The 18,911-nt window shown below is 60.5% G+C and carries 19 protein-coding genes; 11 read left to right on the forward strand and 8 right to left on the reverse strand.

Features of this window, described 5'->3' with window-relative positions:
- Positions 1 to 7: 7 nt before the first annotated feature.
- The 3 genes from EXN68_RS00415 to EXN68_RS00425 are packed head-to-tail and all read right to left on the reverse strand — an operon-like array spanning position 8 to position 3,142.
- Positions 8 to 1,444: an FAD-binding oxidoreductase gene (locus EXN68_RS00415; RefSeq protein WP_142839197.1), complete on the reverse strand. Its 1,437-nt coding sequence runs from the start codon at positions 1,442 to 1,444 to the stop codon at positions 8 to 10.
- Between the two features lie 51 nt (positions 1,445 to 1,495).
- On the reverse strand, positions 1,496 to 2,473 hold the full coding sequence (locus EXN68_RS00420) for an L-threonylcarbamoyladenylate synthase (RefSeq protein ID WP_142839909.1): 978 nt from the start codon (positions 2,471 to 2,473) through the stop codon (positions 1,496 to 1,498).
- Between the two features lie 60 nt (positions 2,474 to 2,533).
- A complete protein-coding gene (locus tag EXN68_RS00425) occupies positions 2,534 to 3,142 on the reverse strand; it encodes a DUF6656 family protein (RefSeq protein ID WP_161991141.1) in 609 nt (202 codons plus the stop codon).
- A gap of 332 nt (positions 3,143 to 3,474) precedes the next feature.
- Here EXN68_RS00425 and EXN68_RS00430 point away from each other — a divergent pair, with 332 nt between their 5' ends.
- From EXN68_RS00430 to EXN68_RS00445, 4 genes are all read left to right on the forward strand, one after another.
- A complete protein-coding gene (locus EXN68_RS00430) occupies positions 3,475 to 4,719 on the forward strand; it encodes an aromatic ring-hydroxylating oxygenase subunit alpha (RefSeq protein ID WP_142839199.1) in 1,245 nt (414 codons plus the stop codon).
- Positions 4,720 to 4,726: 7 nt separating this feature from the next.
- A complete protein-coding gene (locus tag EXN68_RS00435; protein ID WP_142839200.1) occupies positions 4,727 to 5,809 on the forward strand; it encodes an FAD-binding oxidoreductase in 1,083 nt (360 codons plus the stop codon).
- A gap of 285 nt (positions 5,810 to 6,094) precedes the next feature.
- Positions 6,095 to 6,571: a BA14K family protein gene (locus EXN68_RS00440; RefSeq protein ID WP_142839201.1), complete on the forward strand. Its 477-nt coding sequence runs from the start codon at positions 6,095 to 6,097 to the stop codon at positions 6,569 to 6,571.
- A 223-nt stretch (positions 6,572 to 6,794) separates the two neighbouring features.
- Positions 6,795 to 7,316 (forward strand): BA14K family protein, encoded by a 522-nt coding sequence (locus EXN68_RS00445; protein ID WP_142839202.1) that lies wholly within the window; start codon positions 6,795 to 6,797, stop codon positions 7,314 to 7,316.
- 57 nt (positions 7,317 to 7,373) lie between these two features.
- Here the strand turns inward: EXN68_RS00445 and EXN68_RS00450 are convergent, their stop codons facing one another.
- Positions 7,374 to 8,369, reverse strand: coding sequence for a transporter (locus EXN68_RS00450; protein ID WP_142839203.1), 996 nt, complete (start codon positions 8,367 to 8,369; stop codon positions 7,374 to 7,376).
- Positions 8,370 to 8,593: 224 nt separating this feature from the next.
- Between EXN68_RS00450 and EXN68_RS00455 the strand changes: the two genes are divergently transcribed.
- The 3 genes from EXN68_RS00455 to EXN68_RS00465 all read left to right on the forward strand — a co-directional run bounded on the left by EXN68_RS00455 (position 8,594) and on the right by EXN68_RS00465 (position 11,753).
- Complete coding sequence (locus EXN68_RS00455; RefSeq protein ID WP_142839204.1) at positions 8,594 to 10,378, forward strand: acyl-CoA dehydrogenase family protein; 1,785 nt, start codon at positions 8,594 to 8,596, stop codon at positions 10,376 to 10,378.
- 10 nt (positions 10,379 to 10,388) lie between these two features.
- A complete protein-coding gene (locus EXN68_RS00460; protein ID WP_142839205.1) occupies positions 10,389 to 11,147 on the forward strand; it encodes a crotonase/enoyl-CoA hydratase family protein in 759 nt (252 codons plus the stop codon).
- A 291-nt stretch (positions 11,148 to 11,438) separates the two neighbouring features.
- Positions 11,439 to 11,753, forward strand: coding sequence for a hypothetical protein (locus tag EXN68_RS00465; RefSeq protein ID WP_142839206.1), 315 nt, complete (start codon positions 11,439 to 11,441; stop codon positions 11,751 to 11,753).
- Positions 11,754 to 11,763: 10 nt separating this feature from the next.
- Here the strand turns inward: EXN68_RS00465 and EXN68_RS00470 are convergent, their stop codons facing one another.
- Together EXN68_RS00470 and EXN68_RS00475 are read right to left on the reverse strand one after the other, a co-directional pair.
- Entirely contained in the window at positions 11,764 to 13,014 is a 1,251-nt protein-coding gene (locus tag EXN68_RS00470) for a class I SAM-dependent RNA methyltransferase (protein ID WP_142839207.1), read from the reverse strand.
- Positions 13,011 to 13,763, reverse strand: a complete 753-nt coding sequence (locus tag EXN68_RS00475) for a TlyA family RNA methyltransferase (protein WP_142839208.1) — start codon at positions 13,761 to 13,763, stop codon at positions 13,011 to 13,013. Before EXN68_RS00475 ends, EXN68_RS00470 begins: the two co-directional genes overlap by 4 nt.
- 270 nt (positions 13,764 to 14,033) lie before the next feature.
- On the opposite strand from EXN68_RS00475, the gene EXN68_RS00480 reads away from it, so the two are divergent.
- On the forward strand, positions 14,034 to 16,055 hold the full coding sequence (locus EXN68_RS00480) for a methyl-accepting chemotaxis protein (protein ID WP_142839209.1): 2,022 nt from the start codon (positions 14,034 to 14,036) through the stop codon (positions 16,053 to 16,055).
- An 84-nt stretch (positions 16,056 to 16,139) separates the two neighbouring features.
- Here the strand turns inward: EXN68_RS00480 and EXN68_RS00485 are convergent, their stop codons facing one another.
- The gene (locus EXN68_RS00485; RefSeq protein ID WP_142839210.1) at positions 16,140 to 17,102 is read right to left on the reverse strand and encodes a nucleoside recognition domain-containing protein; all 963 of its coding nucleotides are present in this window, start codon (positions 17,100 to 17,102) and stop codon (positions 16,140 to 16,142) included.
- Between the two features lie 119 nt (positions 17,103 to 17,221).
- Between EXN68_RS00485 and EXN68_RS00490 the strand changes: the two genes are divergently transcribed.
- The 3 genes from EXN68_RS00490 to EXN68_RS00500 are packed head-to-tail and all read left to right on the forward strand — an operon-like array spanning position 17,222 to position 18,488.
- Positions 17,222 to 17,674, forward strand: coding sequence for an Lrp/AsnC family transcriptional regulator (locus EXN68_RS00490; protein WP_065115021.1), 453 nt, complete (start codon positions 17,222 to 17,224; stop codon positions 17,672 to 17,674).
- Positions 17,675 to 17,701: 27 nt separating this feature from the next.
- The gene (locus EXN68_RS00495; RefSeq protein WP_142839211.1) at positions 17,702 to 18,085 is read left to right on the forward strand and encodes an ACT domain-containing protein; all 384 of its coding nucleotides are present in this window, start codon (positions 17,702 to 17,704) and stop codon (positions 18,083 to 18,085) included.
- Entirely contained in the window at positions 18,063 to 18,488 is a 426-nt protein-coding gene (locus EXN68_RS00500) for a nuclear transport factor 2 family protein (protein WP_237681342.1), read from the forward strand. The genes EXN68_RS00495 and EXN68_RS00500 overlap by 23 nt, the downstream gene beginning before the upstream one ends.
- Positions 18,489 to 18,601: 113 nt before the next feature.
- Here EXN68_RS00500 and EXN68_RS00505 read toward each other — a convergent pair whose 3' ends face one another.
- Positions 18,602 to 18,910: a putative quinol monooxygenase gene (locus EXN68_RS00505; RefSeq protein ID WP_127756267.1), complete on the reverse strand. Its 309-nt coding sequence runs from the start codon at positions 18,908 to 18,910 to the stop codon at positions 18,602 to 18,604.
- Between the last annotated feature and the right edge of the window lies 1 nt (position 18,911).

Below are 18,911 nucleotides of genomic sequence, written 5' to 3' on the forward strand. Positions count from 1 at the left end.
CTCCCGTTTAGCCGGCGGCAAGCACCTTGCCGGGGTTCATGATGCCGGCGGGGTCGAATGCGTGCTTGATACGGCGCATCAGGTCCATTTCGATGCCGTGCCGAATGGCGGCCAACTCGTCGCGTTTCAGCTGGCCAATGCCATGTTCGGCGGAAATGGAGCCGCCGAGCGACAGAACGATGCCGTGGACGATCTCGTTCATGTCCCGCCAGCGGCCGAGGAATTCGGCTTTGTCGGCACCCACCGGCTGGGAAATATTGTAATGGATGTTGCCGTCGCCAAGATGGCCGAAGGCGCAGACGCGGGCGCCGGGAATAGCGGCGATAACCGCCTTTTCCGCCGTCGCCATGAATTCCGGTATTTTCGAGACCGGCACGGAAACGTCATGCTTGATCGAGCCACCTTCCGGCTTCTGCGCATCCGACATGCTTTCGCGCATGTGCCACAGCGCCTGCCGCTGGGCTTCTGACGCGGCAATCACCGCATCCGCAACCAGCCCGGCCTCAAAACCGCGCTCCAGCAGCGATTGCATCATCGTCTCGGCCGTCTCCGCCGAATCGGAGGTGGAGATATCGATGAGCGCGTACCAGTCATGCGGCGTCTGCAGCGGGTCGCGCACGCCGGGAATATGTTTCGTGGTGAATTCGACGCCGATGCGCGGCATCAGTTCGAAGCCGGTCAGCGCCGTGCCGCAGAGGTTCGAGGCCATTTCGAACAGCTTCAATGCGTCTTCGGTGGAACCGAGCCCGGCAAACGCCACCTGATGACCGAGCGGCTTCGGGAACAGCTTCAGCACCGCGCCGGTGATGATGCCGAGCGTGCCTTCCGAACCGATGAAGAGGTCGCGCAGGTCGTAACCCGTATTGTCTTTTTTCAGCCGGCGCAGCCCGTTCCAGATCTCACCGGTCGGCAGGACGACTTCAAGCCCGAGGCAGAGCTGGCGCATATTGCCATAGGCAAGCACCGCCGTGCCGCCGGCATTGGTGGCGAGATTGCCGCCGATGCGGCAGGAACCTTGTGAGCCGAGCGACAGCGGGAACATCCGCTCCACTGTCTTCGCTGCCTTATGGATGTCATCAAGAATGCAGCCGGCATCGGCGACTATGACATTGGCGACCGGATCGATATCGCGGATACGATTCATGCGCTCCAGCGACAGGATGATGTCGGTGCCTTCGGACCGGGGCGTCTGGCCGCCGACAAGCCCGGTATTGCCGGTCTGCGGCACGATGGGGGTGCCGGTCTCGCTGGCGAGCTTCAGGATGGCGGCAACCTCTTCAACCGAACCGGGCTTGATGAGCAGCGGCGAGGCGCCACGATAAAGCCCGCGATTTTCCACCAGACGCAGCGCCATTTCCGCCGGGTCGCGCACCGCATTTTTATCACCGACAATGGCGGTGAAGCGGTCGAGGATGTCGGAGGAGGGAATGGCGGTGGTCGTCATGGGCGGCGTCTCGCTGTCGTTTGAAACATGGGCGAAAGGGGTTAAGTGGCGTCAGCCTCTCGGTGCGGCGGCGCGGGAAAGGCGGTCATTGATCGCCTCTCCGAGACCATGCGTGGGAATGGCGGTGATGGCGATGGTCTTTGCGCCGGTCGCATCGGCGGCTTTCAGATAATCGAACAGATTGGCGGCGGCCTCGGCAAGATTGCCGGTGGGGCTGAGATCGAAAACGGCGCGGGCCGCTTCTTCTCCTTTTGTGGCGACGCTGCCGAAACGGATCAGCGCTTCGCCCGGTAAAACAGATGTGGCGTCGAGGCGCACGGACGCACCGGGCGCATAATGCGACGCCAGCATTCCGGGCGCTTCAATGGCGGCAGAGGCTTTTTCGGGTCGCTCCAGCCGCAGACCGGCAACGTGCTCTATGTCCTCGGTGACGATGCCGCCGGGGCGAAGCAGCCGGACGCGGCCATCCTCTTCCACCTTGACGATGGTGGATTCGACGCCGACCGAAGCGGCCCCGCCATCAAGAATAAGACTGATCTTCTGGCCGAGATCGGCCTCCACATGGGCGGCACTTGTCGGGCTGATCTTGCCGGAACTATTGGCGCTGGGGGCGGCCAGCGGCCTGTCGAACCGGCGGATCAGGTCGCCGGCGAACCCCTGCGGCACCCGGATGCCGACCGTATCAAGCCCGGCCGTCGCCAGCGAATGAATGCCGCTTTCCGGTTTCAGCGGCAGAACCAGCGTCAGCGGGCCGGGCCAGAAGGCCTGCGCAAGCTTCAGCGAAATGGGGTCGAAGACCGCATAACGCTCCGCCATGGCAATGTCGGCCATATGGCAGATCAACGGATTGAACTGCGGCCGGCCTTTCGTCTGGTAAATGCGGGTGATGGCCGCCGGATTGGTGGCGTCGGCGGCAAGGCCATAGACGGTTTCCGTCGGCAGGGCGATGGGCTGGCCGTCCGCAAGCTCCGCCACGGCTGCCTGCAACGCGGTTTCCCGCTCGTTTTCGATGTTGATATGACGCGCCATGATGCTGCCTTTCAGCGCGCTCAATAGCGTATTTCTGGCCGGGATGGAAAGCGCTATCGTTTATATCGCCTTGATGATCCTGCGCATCTCTTCCGAGCGCGCGCCGAGCAGCAGCACATTTTTCAACGCCACGCGTGGATCATGGGTCTGGAACAGCAGGCCACCGCGATGGAAGGAGGTATCGACGGCGAATTCCTTATCGGGAAGCGCATTGATGGCGACGGCAAAATACATCCGCGAATAACGCGCATCGATATTTTCGAAGAAGTTTTCGGCACCGCTCAGCTCGGCGAAAAAATTCGCGAAATAGAAGGACCAGAGCACGTGGCGTTCCGCGTCGAAGCTGGTTTTCGCTGCCGTGACATGACAATAGCCGAGATGTGGCCGGTCGTTGAGCAGATGGTGGGAGACCATCTTGGGAAAACGGATGGACTGGTGAAAGGTGTTGAGGCGGTTATGGGTGGCATCGGCGGCGGCTTCCAGCTTGCGCCCGGTCATCGCCGCCACCTCCTCGTGGCTGTAATAGACACGCTCCCTCGGCAACCAGCGTTCTTCATAACGGCTGATCCGGCCGGTGCGCAGGAAATCCGAATGCGCGGTCTTCGACCGTATCGGCATGATCGAATGTCTGGCCGCATCGAAATAACGTATGCGTGTCGCCTTCTCCACCAGGAACGCCCTCGTTGCTGTCGATGCGGCAAGATAATTTAGTTCGCGTTAATACTCCGTTGCGTCGCACCCCCTGTTTTCTGACGGGTGGACAGGCAATCGCGCTGTATCATGCGTCATATTGCGACGTGGTTTTTCTCACCGAGTAGCTGCCGGATTTCGCAGCGGAATGGGCTGTGACAGGCATTTGCGGATGTCGCAATTTGTCGCCAATGCGGAAGCCGATGTCGCTGTCTGTGCTGCTGCAAATGACCGCCGGTGTTTAGATGTGATCATGCTTCCGCAGCCCGGTAAATGGTGCCGGGCAGGGCGGTTTGATCGAGGATTTGGCCATGGAATTGCGTGATACCGTATTGCGCCAGCTGAAGAACCGCCGCGAAGGCTTCAGCCTGGAACAGCCCTTCTACACGGACCAGGATTATTTCAAGCTGGATATGGAAACCATCTGGTATCGCGACTGGCTGTTTGTCGGCCATGATTGCGAAGTGCCCAAATCCGGCAATTATTTCACCGTGCAGGTCGGCTCCTATTCCGTCGTCATCGTCCGTGGACGCGACGGTGAGATACGTGCCCTTCACAATTCCTGTCGCCACCGCGGCTCCCGCGTCTGCTCCGCCCACAAGGGCCAGTCCGCTCGTCTCGTCTGTCCCTATCACCAGTGGACCTACGATCTCGACGGCAAGCTGCTATTCGCGCGTCATATGGGCGAGGAGTTCGACAAGGCGGAATTCGGCCTGAAGCCGGTCGCCTGCGAGACCGTTGCCGGTTACGTCTTCATCTGCCTTGCCGACCAGCCGGCGGATTTCGCGCCCATGCGGGCCGAAGTCGAAAGCTACATGGCCCCGCACCGCATCTGGGAAGCCAAGGTCGCGCATGAAAGCACCATCATCGAAAAGGGCAACTGGAAGCTCGTCTGGGAAAACAACCGCGAGTGCTACCACTGCGCCGCCAACCACCCGGAACTCTGCCGCACCTATCCTGAAAACCCGAGCGTGACGGGAACGGATGGCGGTGCCAGCGACCCCGAAATCGGCGGCCACTGGGCGCGCTGCGAGGCCGCCGGCCTGCCAAGCCGTTTCAAGATCGATCCGCAGGGCCAGTTCCGTGTCGCCCGCATGCCGCTGATCGGCGAAGCGGAAAGCTACACCATGTCGGGCAAGCGCGCCGTGCGCCGGCCGCTGTCGGAAGATGTCAGCATCAGCCATATCGGCGCGTTGCTGCTGTTCCATTATCCGACGACCTGGAACCACTTCCTTGGCGACCACACCATTTCCTTCCGGGTGCTGCCGCTCAATGCCAATGAGACCATGGTCACCACCAAATGGCTGGTGCACAAGGATGCGGTGGAAGGCGTGGATTACGATCTGGAAGACCTGACCCACGTCTGGAACGAAACCAACGATCAGGACCGCCGCATCGTCGAGGAAAATGCCTTCGGCATCCGTTCGCCTGCGTACCAGCCCGGCCCCTATTCCATGGAAGACGAGGGCGGTGTGATGCAGTTCGTCAACTGGTATTCCGATTTCATGATCGACCGGCTTTCCGGCGACAAGGCCCGGCTTTCGGCAGTAGCGTGATGCGAAGATGAATATGGTTGTGACCTACAAGCACATAGACGAGATGAAGCCGTGGAGCGACAAGCTCCAGCTGCTGGAGTGCATTTCGGTGACACCCGAAACGCAGGATGTGATGACGTTCCTGTTCCGCTCCGAAGACCAGAACTGGTTCCGGTATCTGCCGGGTCAGTTCGTCACGCTGGAACTGCCGGTGGGCAAGGAGCCGCTCTATCGCACCTATACACTCTCCTCCAGCCCGTCACGGCCCTATGCGCTTTCGGTCACGGTAAAGGCGCAGGCCAACAGCATCGGCACGCGCTGGATGTTCGACAATCTGAAGCCCGGCATGAAAATCCGGGCGCTCGGACCGCTCGGCGATTTCTCCTATGTGCGGCACCCCGGTGACAAATATCTGTTCATCTCGGCAGGATCCGGCGTCACGCCGATGATGTCGATGGTGCGCGACATGAGCGACCGTGCGCCGCAAAGCGACATCGCTTTCATCAACTGCTCGCGCTCGCCGTCCGATATCGTCTTCCGCCACGAGCTGGAATATCTCGCCCGCTTCATGCCAAACCTGTCTCTCGGCTTTATTGTCGAGAAATGCGGTCGCACCGATCTGTGGTCCGGGCTCAAAGGCATGGTCGACAAGGCCAAGATCGCGCTGCTCGCGCATGACTTCATGGAGCGCACCGTCTTCTGCTGCGGGCCGGAGCCGTTCATGGCCGCCGTCCGCTCCATGCTCGATGCGTCCGGCTTCGACATGAGCCGTTACCATCAGGAAAGCTTTTCGCCCGCCGCCCCGGTCACGGTCGGCGAGAGCGTTCTCACCGATGTGGACGGCGAAGCGCTGTCGATGGTGGGCTTTACGCTGTCCGGAAAAGAAATGGCCTGCCAGCCCGGCCAGACGGTACTGATGACGGCGCGTGCTGCCGGTGTGCGCATCGGGGCCGCCTGCGAATCGGGTATCTGCGGCACCTGCCGGGTGCTGAAGCTGTCCGGCGAGGTGGAGATGAACCACAATGGCGGCATTCTCGATGACGAGATCGAGGAGGGCTATATTCTCGCCTGCTGTTCGCGGCCTTTGACCGATGTGAAGGTGGAAGCCTGACGAAGGCATTCCCTGGGAGTGCCGTTGGTTTCGGGGAAAAAGGTCTGCTTAAAAACAAATATCTAGGTCGTTCTGGCGCGTCGCGGAAAAGCTAGGGCGATCTGGCGGACGCGTCGTCCTTGCCATCTTCTCCGGATGGTTGTCATGGAACCAAATCTTCCTAAACTCGTTTGCACGTCATCGAATTCTTTTCGGGTGTAGAAACGGGGGCTTACCCTTATCTCCGACAAGAGCGCGTGGGTGAAAAGGCGCGGTCCAACGCGCTGAAGCAAACGGAGGAAGATCATGATGAATTTCCGGACAACGAGCGTCGCAACGGCGATGATCGTGTTCCTCACAAGCTTTACGCCGTCGCAGGCGTTCCAGGTGCCTGTTCCGATGCCGAAGCCGGTGGTTTCGACTGACAATGTCGTGCCGGTTCAGTATCGTGAATGGGACCGCAGATATGACCGTCGTTATGACCGCAGGCACGGCGACCGTATGTATCGCCCGCGCCCGCCGCGCGACGGTTATTATAACGGTCACCGCGGTTATCGTGATCGCCGTCCGGGCTACCGATACCATAATGGCTACTGGTTCCCGCTGGCAGCCTTTGCGGCCGGTGCGATCATCGGCGGTGCCGTTCAGCAGCCGCGCCCGGCCTATGGCGGCAGCCATGTCTCCTGGTGCCAGAACCGCTGGCGTTCGTATCGCGCTTACGACAACACCTATCAGCCGAACAGCGGTCCGCGCCGCATATGCGTATCGCCTTACAGCCGCTGACAGGATTTTCGAAAGCCCGGATTTTTATCCGGGCTTTTGTTTTCCGGGCCGCCGGATTGGGTAAACGAAGCGTGATTGTGTCGTTAATGCTGGGTTCAGGCGAAACCACCTAGCCTGCAACCTGAAATGTTTAAGCCAGACTGAAAACTGGCCGAGTGAGAAGAAAAAACTGCTATTATTCACGTAGAGCGGCCTGTTGACCGTCGTGAATGGAGGAAGTCAGATGAGAAACTATATGAAGAATATCTTGGCTGTCGGTCTTTCTGCGATCGTGGTTGCAGGGGCGATCGTTCCCGCAGAAGCGGCAATGCCGTTGCCGATGGCACCGAAAAGTGTCGAGGCTACAGGCAATGACGCCGGCAATATCGTCAATGTGCAATATTGGCGTGATCGTGACGGTCGTGGCTGGGGCGGCGAACGTCGCGGCTGGTATGGCGGCCATCGCGGTTATCGCGATTATCGCCCGGGCTATCGTCACCATGACGGTTACTGGTTCCCGCTCGCAGCCTTTGCGACGGGCGCAATCATCGGCGGCGCCCTGTCGCAGCCGCGTGAAGTCTACCGTCCGGTGCCCGAATATCGTCCGCGTCCGGTCTATCGCGAATATCGCCCGGTCCGCCGTGGCGGCATGAGCCAGGCGCATGTGAACTGGTGCTATGGCCGTTATCGTTCCTACGATGCCTATAGCAACACGTTCCAGCCTTACCATGGTCCGCGCCAGCCCTGCTATTCGCCTTACAGCTGATAGAATGCCAGGCTGAAATTGACAGAGCCGTCCGGTCATCACCGGGCGGCTTTTTTATTACAAGATCCGTGCCCGTTTGAGCACGAACCAGGCAAGCACGACCGAAATCACGATAAAGACGCCGGCCGACAACGTGCCGCCGGTGCCGACTGTAAACGGCAGCTCATCCGTATTCATGCCGAAAAAGCCTGTCACCAGCGATGGCGGCAGCAGGAAGGCCGTCATCAGCGACAGTATGTAAAGATGACGGTTGGTTTCGGACGAAAGTTTGGAATCGATTTCTTCGTGCAGCAGCCTTGCGCGTTCCTGCAGGGCATAGACGTCGTGATCCACCGCTTCGAGGCGACCCATCAGGCGTGAGGCGACATCTTCGAAACCGTCAGGCATCTCGTCCTCATCGACGGCCGAAGCGCGTCGCATCAGCGTAAGAACGGTGCGCAGATGCCGGTGCAGACGAACCACCGTGCGGCGCAGTGGCGCAAGCCGCCGCCGCTCGTCACGGTTTTCGCTGTCATAGACCAGATCTTCGATGGCGTTCAGTTCTTCCGTCGTCTCCATCACCAGATTGATGAGCGAGCGCTGGAATTCCGCCACCAGCCCCTCGAACACATGCGATGGCGTGAGATAGCGGTTGGAATTCTTGTCGACCGCCGCTTTCAGCCGATCCACCGAATGCAGCGGCTGCAGGCGGGTGGTGATGATGAAACGGTCGCTTACCGCAAAATGCAGCCAGCCGAAATCCCGTGTTTCCTTGTCGAATTCCCGCTGGAAATCGACCAGCGTGCCATAGAGCGATTTTTCGTCGACCACGATGGAAGGATGCGTCTCATGGGTGGTGAGGCTTGCCCGCGCCGCCGGGTCGAGACCGTCGATGGTTTCGAGAAAAGCCGCTACGCGCTGGTCGGCGAGATTGAGATGCAGCCAGAAGAAACCTTCGCACTCGGCCACCTCGTGAAAGCGCGCATCGGCCGCCAGCCGCCGGCACGGGGCTGTGCCGGGGTGGAACTGATAGGCCCAGACAAGGCCGGGAATATTGGGCGTTATGAGATCCATCGTGGCAGTCCTGACCGGCTGGATGGGAGGAGGGAAGGCGTCTGTCGTTCTGGTGCGGGAGCGGCAGTGGCGGCACGGCGCCTTTCAGCGCATGCTGAGCAAATTCATATGACAGTTTTATAGCAATCCCGCTGAAATGGCGGGAATTTTCAAATTGACGTTTACGTAAAAATCATTTAGCCCGAAGGCAGTAGCAGGATACAAAAGCTTCGGGAGGAGGCAGCATGTATAGCGCGCCGGTGGATGATATCGCCTTCACACTCAAACATGTAGCGGGTCTTGAAGAGGCGCTGGCAAAGGGTGTGCTGGGTGATCTCGGTGAAGATCTGGTGGATGCCATTCTGCAGGAAGCCGGCCGTTTCGCCACGGAACAGGTCGCCCCGCTCGCCGATATTGGTGATCGCCAGGGCGCGAAGCTTGCCGACGGCAAGGTCACGACGCCGGATGGCTGGGCCGATCTTTACCGCCGCTGGGCGGAAGCTGGCTGGAACAGCCTGACGGCGCCTGAGGAGTTCGGTGGTCAGAACTTGCCGCATATGCTGAATGTCGCAGCCCTCGAAATGTGGAACTCCGGCTCCATGGCGTTCGCGCTGGCGCCAACGCTGACCATGGGCGCGGTGGAAGCGATCGTCACCCACGGCAGCAATGATCTGAAACGCACCTATCTTCCCAAGCTCGTTTCCGGCGAATGGACCGGCACCATGAACCTGACCGAACCGCATGCGGGATCGGACCTTGGCGTGTTGAAGAGCCGGGCCGAGCGCAATGGTGACGGCACCTACCGCATCTTCGGGCAGAAGATTTTCATCACCTGGGGTGAACACGACGCGGCTGATAATATCATCCACCTCGTTCTTGCCCGCCTGCCGGATGCGCCGGCCGGAACGCGCGGCATTTCGCTTTTCCTCGTGCCGAAATTCCTGCCCGACGAAAACGGCGCGCCGGGCAGCCGCAACGACCTTTTCTGCCATTCACTGGAACACAAGCTCGGCATTCACGGCTCGCCCACCTGCACGATGATCTTCGGAGACGGCAGGTTTGGTGATGAAAAAGGCGCTCTGGGCTGGCTGATCGGCGAGGAGAACAAGGGCCTAGCCTGCATGTTCACAATGATGAACAATGCCCGCCTCGCTGTCGGCATGCAGGGCGTGGCGATCTGCGAAGCGGCGACCCAGAAGGCGATCGAATACGCCAGGGAGCGCACGCAGGGCAAGGCGCCCGGCTGGCAGGGTTCCGGCATGAGCCCGATCATCGAACATCCTGACATCGCCAGAACGCTTTTGACGATGAAGGCGCTGACTCAAGGGTCGCGGGCGATTTCCTTCAGCTGCGCCCATGCCATCGACATGGCGCATGCCAGCGAAGACGCCCGGCAGCGCTCTCACTGGCAGGAGCGCGCTGCCCTTTTGACGCCGATCGCCAAGTCCTTCTCCACCGATGCCGGTGTGGATGTTGCCTCCATGGGCATTCAGGTGCATGGCGGCATGGGCTTCATCGAAGAGACGGGCGCGGCGCGTTATCTGCGGGATGCCCGCATCGCTCCGATCTATGAGGGCACCAACGGCATACAGGCCATCGATCTGGTGCTGCGCAAGCTGCCGCTTTCCGATGGCGCGCAGGTGCGCGGTTTCATCGGCGAATTGCGCGAGATCGCTGCCCGGACAGCCGCTTCGAACCGTGATGATCTGGGCGAGACCGCCGGTTATCTCGATGCTAGCCTCAACGATCTGGAAACGACAACCGACTGGCTGCTGGATCGCATCAAGGCCGGCGAAACCGAAACCGCACTCGCCGGCGCGACACCCTATCAACGTCTCTTCGGTCTGGCGCTGACAGGCGCCTATCTCGCCAAGGGCGCATTGGTTTCCGTCGATGATGGCAGGGGCGCACATCGCGCCGCACTTTGCCGTTTTGCGGCGGAAAACCTGCTGGCGGAAACGGCGGCGCTGAAGGATCGCGTTATATCGGGCGCGGCAAGCCTTGCCGCAGCCCGCACCGTATTGGCCTGAGGAGGTTCAGATGTCGGACGATCATATTCTTGTCGAGCGGGTCGGCCATGCGCCTGACGTTCTGACCATCCGCTTCAACCGGCCGGAAAAGAAAAACGCCATCACCGATGCGATGTATCTGCGCATGGCACAGGCGCTGCAGGCCGCCAATGACGACCCGGAGATTCGCGTCGTTGCCTTTCTCGGCACGGAAGGCTGCTTCTCTGCCGGCAACGACATGGCCGATTTTCTCGCCTTCGCCATGTCGGGCGGGAAGGGCAAGCTCGCCGCACTCGAGTTTCTCAAAGCACTCGTCGCCTTCGACAAACCGCTGGTATCCGGTGTGGACGGGCTTGCCATCGGCATCGGCACGACACTGAACCTGCATTGTGATCTGACGGTCGCCTCCACACGCAGCCTGTTCAAGACCCCGTTCGTGGATCTGGCACTGGTGCCGGAAGCGGCCTCCAGCCTGCTCGTGCCGAAGCTTGTCGGTCACCAGCGCGCCTTTGCGCTGCTTGCCATGGGTGAGGGATTCTCGGCTGAGCAGGCAGTGCAGGCTGGCCTGATCTGGAAAGTCGTCGCCCCCGAGCATGTGGAGAGCGAAACGCTGGCGCTTGCCACCCGGCTTGCGGCCAAACCGCAGCAGGCGCTGAAGATCGCCCGCGATCTGGTTCGCGGCAACCCGGCCGATATTCTCGCCCGCATCGAAGAGGAAGGCCGCCATTTCATCGCGCAGCTGCAGAGTGCCGAAGCCCGCGCCGCCTTCGAGGCATTCATGCGCCGCTAGTCGTTTCGGGGGACTAGGGACGGTTGCTCACCGTCTGGGAGCGCGCCACTTGTTTCTTCTCCCCGCCGGGGAGAAGTCCGCGGCAGCGGGATGAGGGGGCGGGGGTAGAGATATTCGGAGAGCTAGCCCCCTCATCCGACCCTTCGGGCCACCTTCTCCCCGGCGGGGAGAAGAAACTCGCGGCATCGTCGGAGTTTGGAAGCCTCTGTGCTTTTGAATACGGATTATATATCGTCCATCAAATCGGTCCGGAAAACGGATCGCACCGACTCTCCGTCCGAAGGCACCCGCATGCGTCACCTTGTTTTCGCCCTGTCCGTCTTTCTTTCCGCCGCAACCGTTGCAGAGGCAGCAGCGATCACACGCTTGCCGGTTTCGGGCAGCAACATCATTCTGGTGCAGTCAAGCGATGACGACAGCCCGGACTATAATTCCGGCAACAGCCGCAGTCACCAGCGCCGCGCGCGCTTCGTCTGCGTCATCACCCCGCCGGAAAGCGCCAATCGCCGCCGCCCGTATATCTGCCCGATCGAGCAGGGCCGGGTTGGCGGTGCCTGCCGCTGCTCGGGCGTGGTCGGCAACGGCACCGTCGATACCGCCTGGTGATTATTCCTGATTATTTCTCCAGCACCGCCACCGCTTCCACATGCGGCGACCAGAGGAACTGGTCAACAGGTGTGACGCGGGTAACGCGATAGCCGCCCTCGACCAGTAGCGCCAGATCGCGCGCCAGCGTCAGTGGATTGCAGCTGACGGCAACGATTTTCTTCACCGTGCTGCGGGCCAGTTCCTTGCACTGGACTTCCGCCCCGGCGCGCGGTGGATCGAACACGACGGCGTCGTAATTCTTCAATTCGCTGGTCATCAACGGCCGGCGGAAAAGATCGCGTTTTTCGACGCTGACCGGTTTCAGGCCCTGCGTGTTGCGGGCGGCGAAATCCAATGCCTTCAGCGCCTTGTCTTCGGCTTCCACCGCATGCACCTTGCCTATGCGCGCCAGTCTGAGCGCAAATGTACCGGAACCGCAGAAGAGATCGGCAATGCGTTTGGATTTGCCGATATGGGCAAGCACCAGTTCCGCCATGGCGTCTTCGGCCTGTTTCGTCGCCTGCGTGAAACCGCCGGCGGGCGGTGAGACTGGAACGCCGCCGAATTCGATGATCGGTTTTTGCGGTTCGATCAGGATTTCACCCGACAGCGAGACACGCGCGATGCCGCGCATGGCAAGCACCGTTTCCGTCAGCGTCCGCCGCTGCTTGTCGTTGACCGACTTGATACCCTCGACGGAAATATCCAGACCGGAAAGCGTTTCAAGAACGGTCATGCGGAACGGCTCGGCATTCGCCGTCATCGAAAGCCCGATGGCTCTGATAGCATCGAGGCGCGAGACGATGCCGGGCGAGGTGACGGGACATTCCTCGATGGCGACGATGTGGTGGCTGCTCGCCTGGCTGAAACCCAGCAGCAGACCCTTTTCCGTCCTGCGGGCGGCAAACACCGCGCGGCGGCGCTCGCCGGGGCGACAGATGACGAGATCATCCACATCAGGTGTCAGGCCCTTCGATTTCAGTGCCGAAACCACCAGCTCCCGCTTGAAGGCGTGGTAGGGCTGGTCGGCCAGATGTTGCAGCGAACAGCCGCCGCAGGTGCCGTTGACGCCTTCAGGGCCGAAGTGACGACAGACGGGTTCGCGGCGGTCCGCCGAAGCTTCCGCAATCGACATCACAGTGCCGTGGTCCTTCACTTTGGCGATGGCCACCGTCTCGCCGGGTAGGGCGAAGGGCACATAGACCGGGCCGTCGGGACAGTGCGCGATACCGTCGCCCTGTGCACCAAGGCTCTTGATGGTGACGGTCTGTGTGCTCATGGCTTTTCGCCTCCGAGAAGAAATTCGATATTGCCGTCGCCGCCGGAAATCGGCGAAGGAATAAGCCCGAGGCTTTTCCAGCCCATGTCTTCGACGAGCCAGCGTTCCAGTTCGGCGGCAACTGCGGGCGCGGTTTCCGGCTCCTTCAGAAGCCCGGCCTTGCTGATGGCATCACGCCCCGCCTCGAATTGTGGCTTGACCAACAGGATAGCCAGAGCACCCGGCTCCGCAAGCTCAAGTGCCGGGGCAAGCGCAAGCTTCAGCGAAATGAAGGAGACGTCGGAAACGATGAAGCCGATGGGCCGGTCATCGATATCGTCAGTGGTGAGGAACCGCGCATTCAGCCCTTCCAGGCTGGTGACGCGAGGATCGTTCTCAATCCTTGGATGGATCTGCCCGTGGCCGACATCGATGGCGACGACATGTTCCGCGCCGCGATGAAGCAGAACCTCGGTGAAACCGCCGGTGGATGCGCCGACATCGAGGCACTCAAGGCCCTTCGGATCGAGCTTGAAATGATCGAGCGCGGCCGCAAGTTTGAGGGCAGCGCGGGAGACGTAAGCCTGCGCCGGATCGGTAATCGTGATCTTGACGTTTGCAGCGACGGTCTGGCTCGGTTTGGTGACGATTTTGCCGTTCACGCTCACGGTGCCGCGCGAAACCGCGTCGCGCGCACGCGAGCGGCTGGCAAAGTGGCCGAGCGACACAAGAAGCTGGTCAAGCCGTTCATTTTCAGATGTTTTGGACATGGTCCCGTTCAATGACCGCCAAACCCCGCCGATGCAAGCGATTTATCACGGAAACGGCCCTGAATGCCGCTGCTCCCGGCCATGTTTGTGTTGCACCGCAAAGTCAGAATGTTCGATTAATCCAATATAAAGGCTTGTATTGCACTTTGTGCCCAAGGCCCGTGCGGCCACCGGAACCTGCCATGACGGCATCTCCTCCTATCCACAAAATTGCGACCGTTGCAGCGCAGACGCTTGCTCCGAGGCATCGGGTCGCCGAGAGAGTTTGCGATGTCGCTGAAAAATCTCCCTATCAACCTGAAGCTCATAGCCACCTTCTGTGCCTTGATGAGCGTGTGCCTGCTCGCCTCCGCGGTCGTATTCTGGCAGACGCTGGGGAGCGAGCGTGTCACAATCGACAACAACCGGACCAAGGATATCATCCAGGCGGTGGACGGCGCGACGGCCGCCATGCTGGAGCAGGCCGTCAACCAGCGCGGCTTCCTGCTGTTTCGCAGCGACAGCACCTATAATGATGTTTTCGCCCAGCGCGACCTGATGCTGAAGAAGCTTGACGAAGCCCGCGCGCTTGCCGCCGGCCAGCCGGATATCCTCAACTCCATCGACGACATGCAAAAATCCGCCACCGTCTTCTTCAAGGAACTGGCGGAACCGCAGATCGCTGCCCGCAAGACGACGGAAGCGCCGATTTCCGAAATCATCGAGATCGGCCGCAATCAGGCCAAGGGCCAGCTCGACGGCTTCCGCGCCGCCGCCGCCAAGATCAAGGAACAGCTGAACGGCCTGTCCACGGCCTATGCCGCTGAACAGCAGGCAGCGGCGCTGAACCTGAAATATGCGCTTCTGGGTGGCGGTGCCGTTGCCGGTCTTCTGGCCGTTGCCCTCATCTGGGCGCTGTCACGCTCGATCGTCACGCCGATCGTCGGCATGACTGCGGCAATGAGCCGGCTTGCCGATGGCAATCTGGACACGGAAGTTCCGGCCACGGATCGTGGAGACGAAGTCGGCAAGATGGCGAAGGCCGTTCTGGTCTTCAAGGAAGCCGGGCTGGAAAAATCCCGCCTCGCCGGTGAGACCGATCGCATGCGTTCCGCGACGGAGACTGAACGCCGCCGCAATGAGGAGGAACGGGCCAAGGACGAAGCCGCCAGCGCTTTTGCCAGCGCCGAGCTTGGCAAGGGCCTTGCCGCTCTCGCGGATGGCGATCTTTCCTATCGCATTGAAACGCCTTTTGCGCCCGCCATTGATCCGGTTCGCGTGAATTTCAACAGCGCCGTCGAAAAACTCCAGCAGGCCCTGCGCACGGTCGGCGAGAACGCTGCCGCGATCAATGCCGGCGCTTCGGAAATGCTGTCGGCCGCCGACGACCTGTCGCGCCGCACCGAACAGCAGGCTGCCTCCATCGAAGAAACCGCTGCCGCACTGGAAGAAGTCACCACCACGGTGCGTGACAGTGCCCGCGGCGCGGAAGATGCCGGCAATCTGGTCCAGCGTGCGCGCACCGGTGCAGAAAAATCAGGCACCGTGGTCCGCAAGGCGGTCGCCGCCATGCGTGAGATCGAAAAGTCCTCGGGTGAAATCGGCAACATCATCGGTGTCATCGACGATATCGCCTTCCAGACCAACCTGCTGGCGCTGAACGCCGGCGTGGAGGCCGCCCGCGCCGGTGATGCCGGCAAGGGATTTGCGGTCGTCGCGCAGGAAGTCCGCGAACTCGCCCAGCGTTCCGCCAACGCCGCCAAGGAAATCAAGACGCTGATCAGCGCTTCCAGCCGGCAGGTGGAAAACGGTGTAAGCCTCGTGGATGAGACCGGCAAGGCGCTGGAACTCATCGTTTCGGAAGTCGAAGAGATCAACGCCCATGTCAGTGCCATCGTCGTCGCGTCACGCGAACAGGCGACCGGCCTGCAGGAAATCAACACGGCCGTAAACACCATGGATCAGGGCACGCAGCAGAATGCCGCCATGGTGGAGCAGCAGACCGCCGCCAGCCATTCGCTTGCCCGCGAAGCGGAAGCGCTGAACAGCCTGCTTGGCCAGTTCCGGGTGGGCGGCGCACGTGCTGCCGTTGCGAGTGCCGGTGGATATTCTGCACCGCGCCAGTCTTCGGCCAAGTCTGCCTTCCAGCCGGCACCTGCCGCACCGGTCCGCAAGGCTCCGGTAAAATCGGCCTCCGCAACGGCAAGACCGGTGGCTTCGCCGGCCCGGGCGCTTGGCCAGAGCCTCGCCCGCGCCTTCGGTGGCGCTGCGGAAGCACCGGCTGCGAAAGATCAGGACTGGACCGAGTTCTGAGCCGGATTTTCCGGATTGGATGCAAAAAATCGGGGGCCGTGAGGCCCCCTTTTTGCATCAGCTTTTTCAGATGGGTAGCGCCGCCTAGGTGCCCTGTAGCCTGAACATTCGCTGGAAAAACACCTCGTCGGACAGGCGGTGAAGCAGGGCGGCGATGACGGCAGTTGCGGCAATGGCGAAAACCAGCCGTCCGACCAGAACGCCGTAAACATCGGCCCCCAGCGACATCACCACAAGTGTGTCTTCGATCACGCTATGGGCAAAACCCATGAACACGCAGGATAGAAACACCTGGCGTGGTGAGATCGCTCCTGATTGCGCTTCGCGGATCAGGAAACCCGCGCCGTAGGAAATTCCCAGAAACAAGCCGATGGCGGTGAGATGTTCGGCCTCGCCGCGAATGCCGGCAAGCCGCAAAAGGGGCGAAAGCGCCTTCATCATCAGTGCCAGAAGCCCGGTCAGCCTGAGGATTTCGAGGCCGAGGGACAGCACGAGAAGGATGACGAACATCCAGATCATGGTTTTACCGAGACCCAGGAGATAGTCCGCCCAATCCGGCGTGGCGCTCATGGCAATCCAGGCAGGGTTCACCGGCCCAGACAACCACCCCGTCACCTCCAGAACCTGATGCAGGAGAAGGGCATAAAGCAATCCGCCGCCGATGCGCAGCGCCGTTGTGACGAGCATGCCGGGTCCTGCTTTTTCAATGATCTTCTGCTCGATGGGCAGGCCGTGCGCGAAGAGGATAAGCGCCGAAAAGACCGTGATATCCGCGCCACTGAGCGAGGAGGCGGGAACGAGTGTGAAGATAAGCGGCACGGCGCCCCAGATGCCGACCAGCATCGCTGTCAGCCAGGCGAGACCAAGCTCCGGCGGCAGCCCGACGAGGTTCATGACAGGCGCGAAGGCCGGCGCCACCGCCTCGATCGCGCCCATCCTCGACAACAGCTCGGTCAGGATGGCAATCGGAACGGTGATCCGCACCAGCACCCAGTAGATATCAAGCGTTTCCTGGGTTTTCTGCCAGATGGTGACGAAAATGGGCATGTGAGGCTCCTCGAAGGTTGTCCTCATCCTCTAGGCCGAACCCATTCGCATTTGTGGTCAAAGATTGCAACTTCATGCAATTTTATTGCAAATCCATCCGCAAGAGATATGCTGACGGCATGGATCGGATCGACCGGAAACTTCTGAACCTTTTGCAGGGCGATGCATCGCGTACCAATGTGGATATGGCCGATGAGGTGGGGCTGTCTCCTTCCAGCTGCCTGCGCCGCCTGCAACGGCTGCGCAAATCGGGGGTGATCGACCGTATCGTCGCGATCCTCAACCCCGCAAAGGCCGGGCGCGTGATCAAGGCGCTGGTGACGGTGGAGCTGAAACTGCACGGCGAGCAGCATATGCGCCGCTTTCTGGATATTGCCATTGCCGAGGAGGCCGTGTCGCATGCCTATGCCGTGACAGGTGCAAGCGATGTCGTGCTGATGCTGCGCCTGCGCGACATGGAGGAATTCGATGCCCTGTGCGACAGGCTGTTCCGGGACCAGCACAATGTCGCACGCTTCTTCACAATGGTCGTCATCAAGACGGCGAAAGAGGAAACGGCCATCAGGCTTTGAGCGATTTTCAGGAAAGGTAATGTCCACATGGCGCCGCGCGTTAAATTGCAGGTTTTGGATGGCTCATACGGGGTGGCGCGGCTTCAGGCGTCTGATCCCATTCCGGCGTGGGCCGACGGCGGTGGGTTTGTCAGCATCAGCCGAACCGATGACGAACTTTCCATCGTTTGCCGGGAAGATCGCATACCGCAGGATGTGCGGGTCGATGCGGGCTGGTCGTGTTTCAAGTTTCAGGGGCCATTTGCATTTGATGAGACGGGCATCGTCCTGTCCGTCATCGCGCCTTTGTCGACCAACGGTATTGGAATATTTGTGGTTTCGACGTTTGATGGAGACCACCTGCTGGTGAAATCGCACGATCTCGAACAAACACGCGGTCTGCTGGCGGATGCAGGACATTCGCTCATTTAAAAACCCATGTCGCCACAATGATTTTCTGAAGAGGTACGTTTTGAAGAGTGAAATTGAACTGCCGGTGCAAAAGCAGCTCGAGGCTTATAACGCCCGCGACATCGATGCATTCATGGGCTGGTGGGCGGATGATTGTCAGTATTACGCCTTTCCGGCGACGCTTCTGGCAGGAAGTGCTGCAGAGATCAGGGCGCGCCACATCGAGCGCTTCAAGGAGCCTGATCTGCATGGAAAATTGCTGACACGCATTACCGTCGGGAATGTCGTCATCGACCACGAAACGGTTACGCGGAACTTCCCCGAAGGCAGGGGAGAGATTGACGTTGTCTGCATCTATGAAGTTGAAAACGGAAAGATTGCCAAGGCGTGGTTCAAATTGAGCGAACCGCGGATATTGTCTTGAAAACTCAGGCGTTCCGGAAATAAACGCTCGCTGCGATGGATTGGGACCATAAGGAGGTCTGAACCGGACTTTTGACCCCGCGCCGTCTGCGCGGGGCTTGTCTGTTCCTCTACCTATGCAGCGTGATCGGCCCGCATGGGATGCCAGACGGAAATATCCCGTGGGGCTTCCAGAAGCTCGGGCAGGGCATCATGCCACGCCTGACGATAGGGGCGATGAATCTGGACATCGAGCACGTCCTGATGGTCGCTCCAGGTCTCATGCAGCAGGAAGCGGTTCTCGTCTTCAACGTCCCGATGCAGGGTGGCATTCACGAAGGTCTTTTCGTGCCGCATGGCGTCGAGAAGCGCATTCAGCAATTCAAGAAAGCGCTCGCGCTGGCCGTCGCGGACCTGGAAGCCGATGAGATAGGTGGTGTGCACG

This window comes from Martinezella rhizogenes (assembly GCF_007002745.1).
In the GTDB taxonomy this organism is placed as follows: Bacteria; Pseudomonadota; Alphaproteobacteria; order Rhizobiales; family Rhizobiaceae; genus Agrobacterium; species Agrobacterium cucumeris.

Coding starts and splice junctions, on each gene's coding strand:
- EXN68_RS00415 (WP_142839197.1), bottom strand. CDS start 1,444: ATGACGACCACCGCCATTCCCTCCTCCGACATCCTCGACCGCTTCACC.
- EXN68_RS00420 (WP_142839909.1), bottom strand. CDS start 2,473: ATGGCGCGTCATATCAACATCGAAAACGAGCGGGAAACCGCGTTGCAG.
- EXN68_RS00430 (WP_142839199.1), top strand. CDS start 3,475: ATGGAATTGCGTGATACCGTATTGCGCCAGCTGAAGAACCGCCGCGAA.
- EXN68_RS00435 (WP_142839200.1), top strand. CDS start 4,727: ATGAATATGGTTGTGACCTACAAGCACATAGACGAGATGAAGCCGTGG.
- EXN68_RS00440 (WP_142839201.1), top strand. CDS start 6,095: ATGATGAATTTCCGGACAACGAGCGTCGCAACGGCGATGATCGTGTTC.
- EXN68_RS00445 (WP_142839202.1), top strand. CDS start 6,795: ATGAGAAACTATATGAAGAATATCTTGGCTGTCGGTCTTTCTGCGATC.
- EXN68_RS00450 (WP_142839203.1), bottom strand. CDS start 8,369: ATGGATCTCATAACGCCCAATATTCCCGGCCTTGTCTGGGCCTATCAG.
- EXN68_RS00455 (WP_142839204.1), top strand. CDS start 8,594: ATGTATAGCGCGCCGGTGGATGATATCGCCTTCACACTCAAACATGTA.
- EXN68_RS00460 (WP_142839205.1), top strand. CDS start 10,389: ATGTCGGACGATCATATTCTTGTCGAGCGGGTCGGCCATGCGCCTGAC.
- EXN68_RS00465 (WP_142839206.1), top strand. CDS start 11,439: ATGCGTCACCTTGTTTTCGCCCTGTCCGTCTTTCTTTCCGCCGCAACC.
- EXN68_RS00470 (WP_142839207.1), bottom strand. CDS start 13,014: ATGAGCACACAGACCGTCACCATCAAGAGCCTTGGTGCACAGGGCGAC.
- EXN68_RS00475 (WP_142839208.1), bottom strand. CDS start 13,763: ATGTCCAAAACATCTGAAAATGAACGGCTTGACCAGCTTCTTGTGTCG.
- EXN68_RS00480 (WP_142839209.1), top strand. CDS start 14,034: ATGTCGCTGAAAAATCTCCCTATCAACCTGAAGCTCATAGCCACCTTC.
- EXN68_RS00485 (WP_142839210.1), bottom strand. CDS start 17,102: ATGCCCATTTTCGTCACCATCTGGCAGAAAACCCAGGAAACGCTTGAT.
- EXN68_RS00490 (WP_065115021.1), top strand. CDS start 17,222: ATGGATCGGATCGACCGGAAACTTCTGAACCTTTTGCAGGGCGATGCA.
- EXN68_RS00495 (WP_142839211.1), top strand. CDS start 17,702: ATGGCGCCGCGCGTTAAATTGCAGGTTTTGGATGGCTCATACGGGGTG.
- EXN68_RS00500 (WP_237681342.1), top strand. CDS start 18,063: ATGCAGGACATTCGCTCATTTAAAAACCCATGTCGCCACAATGATTTT.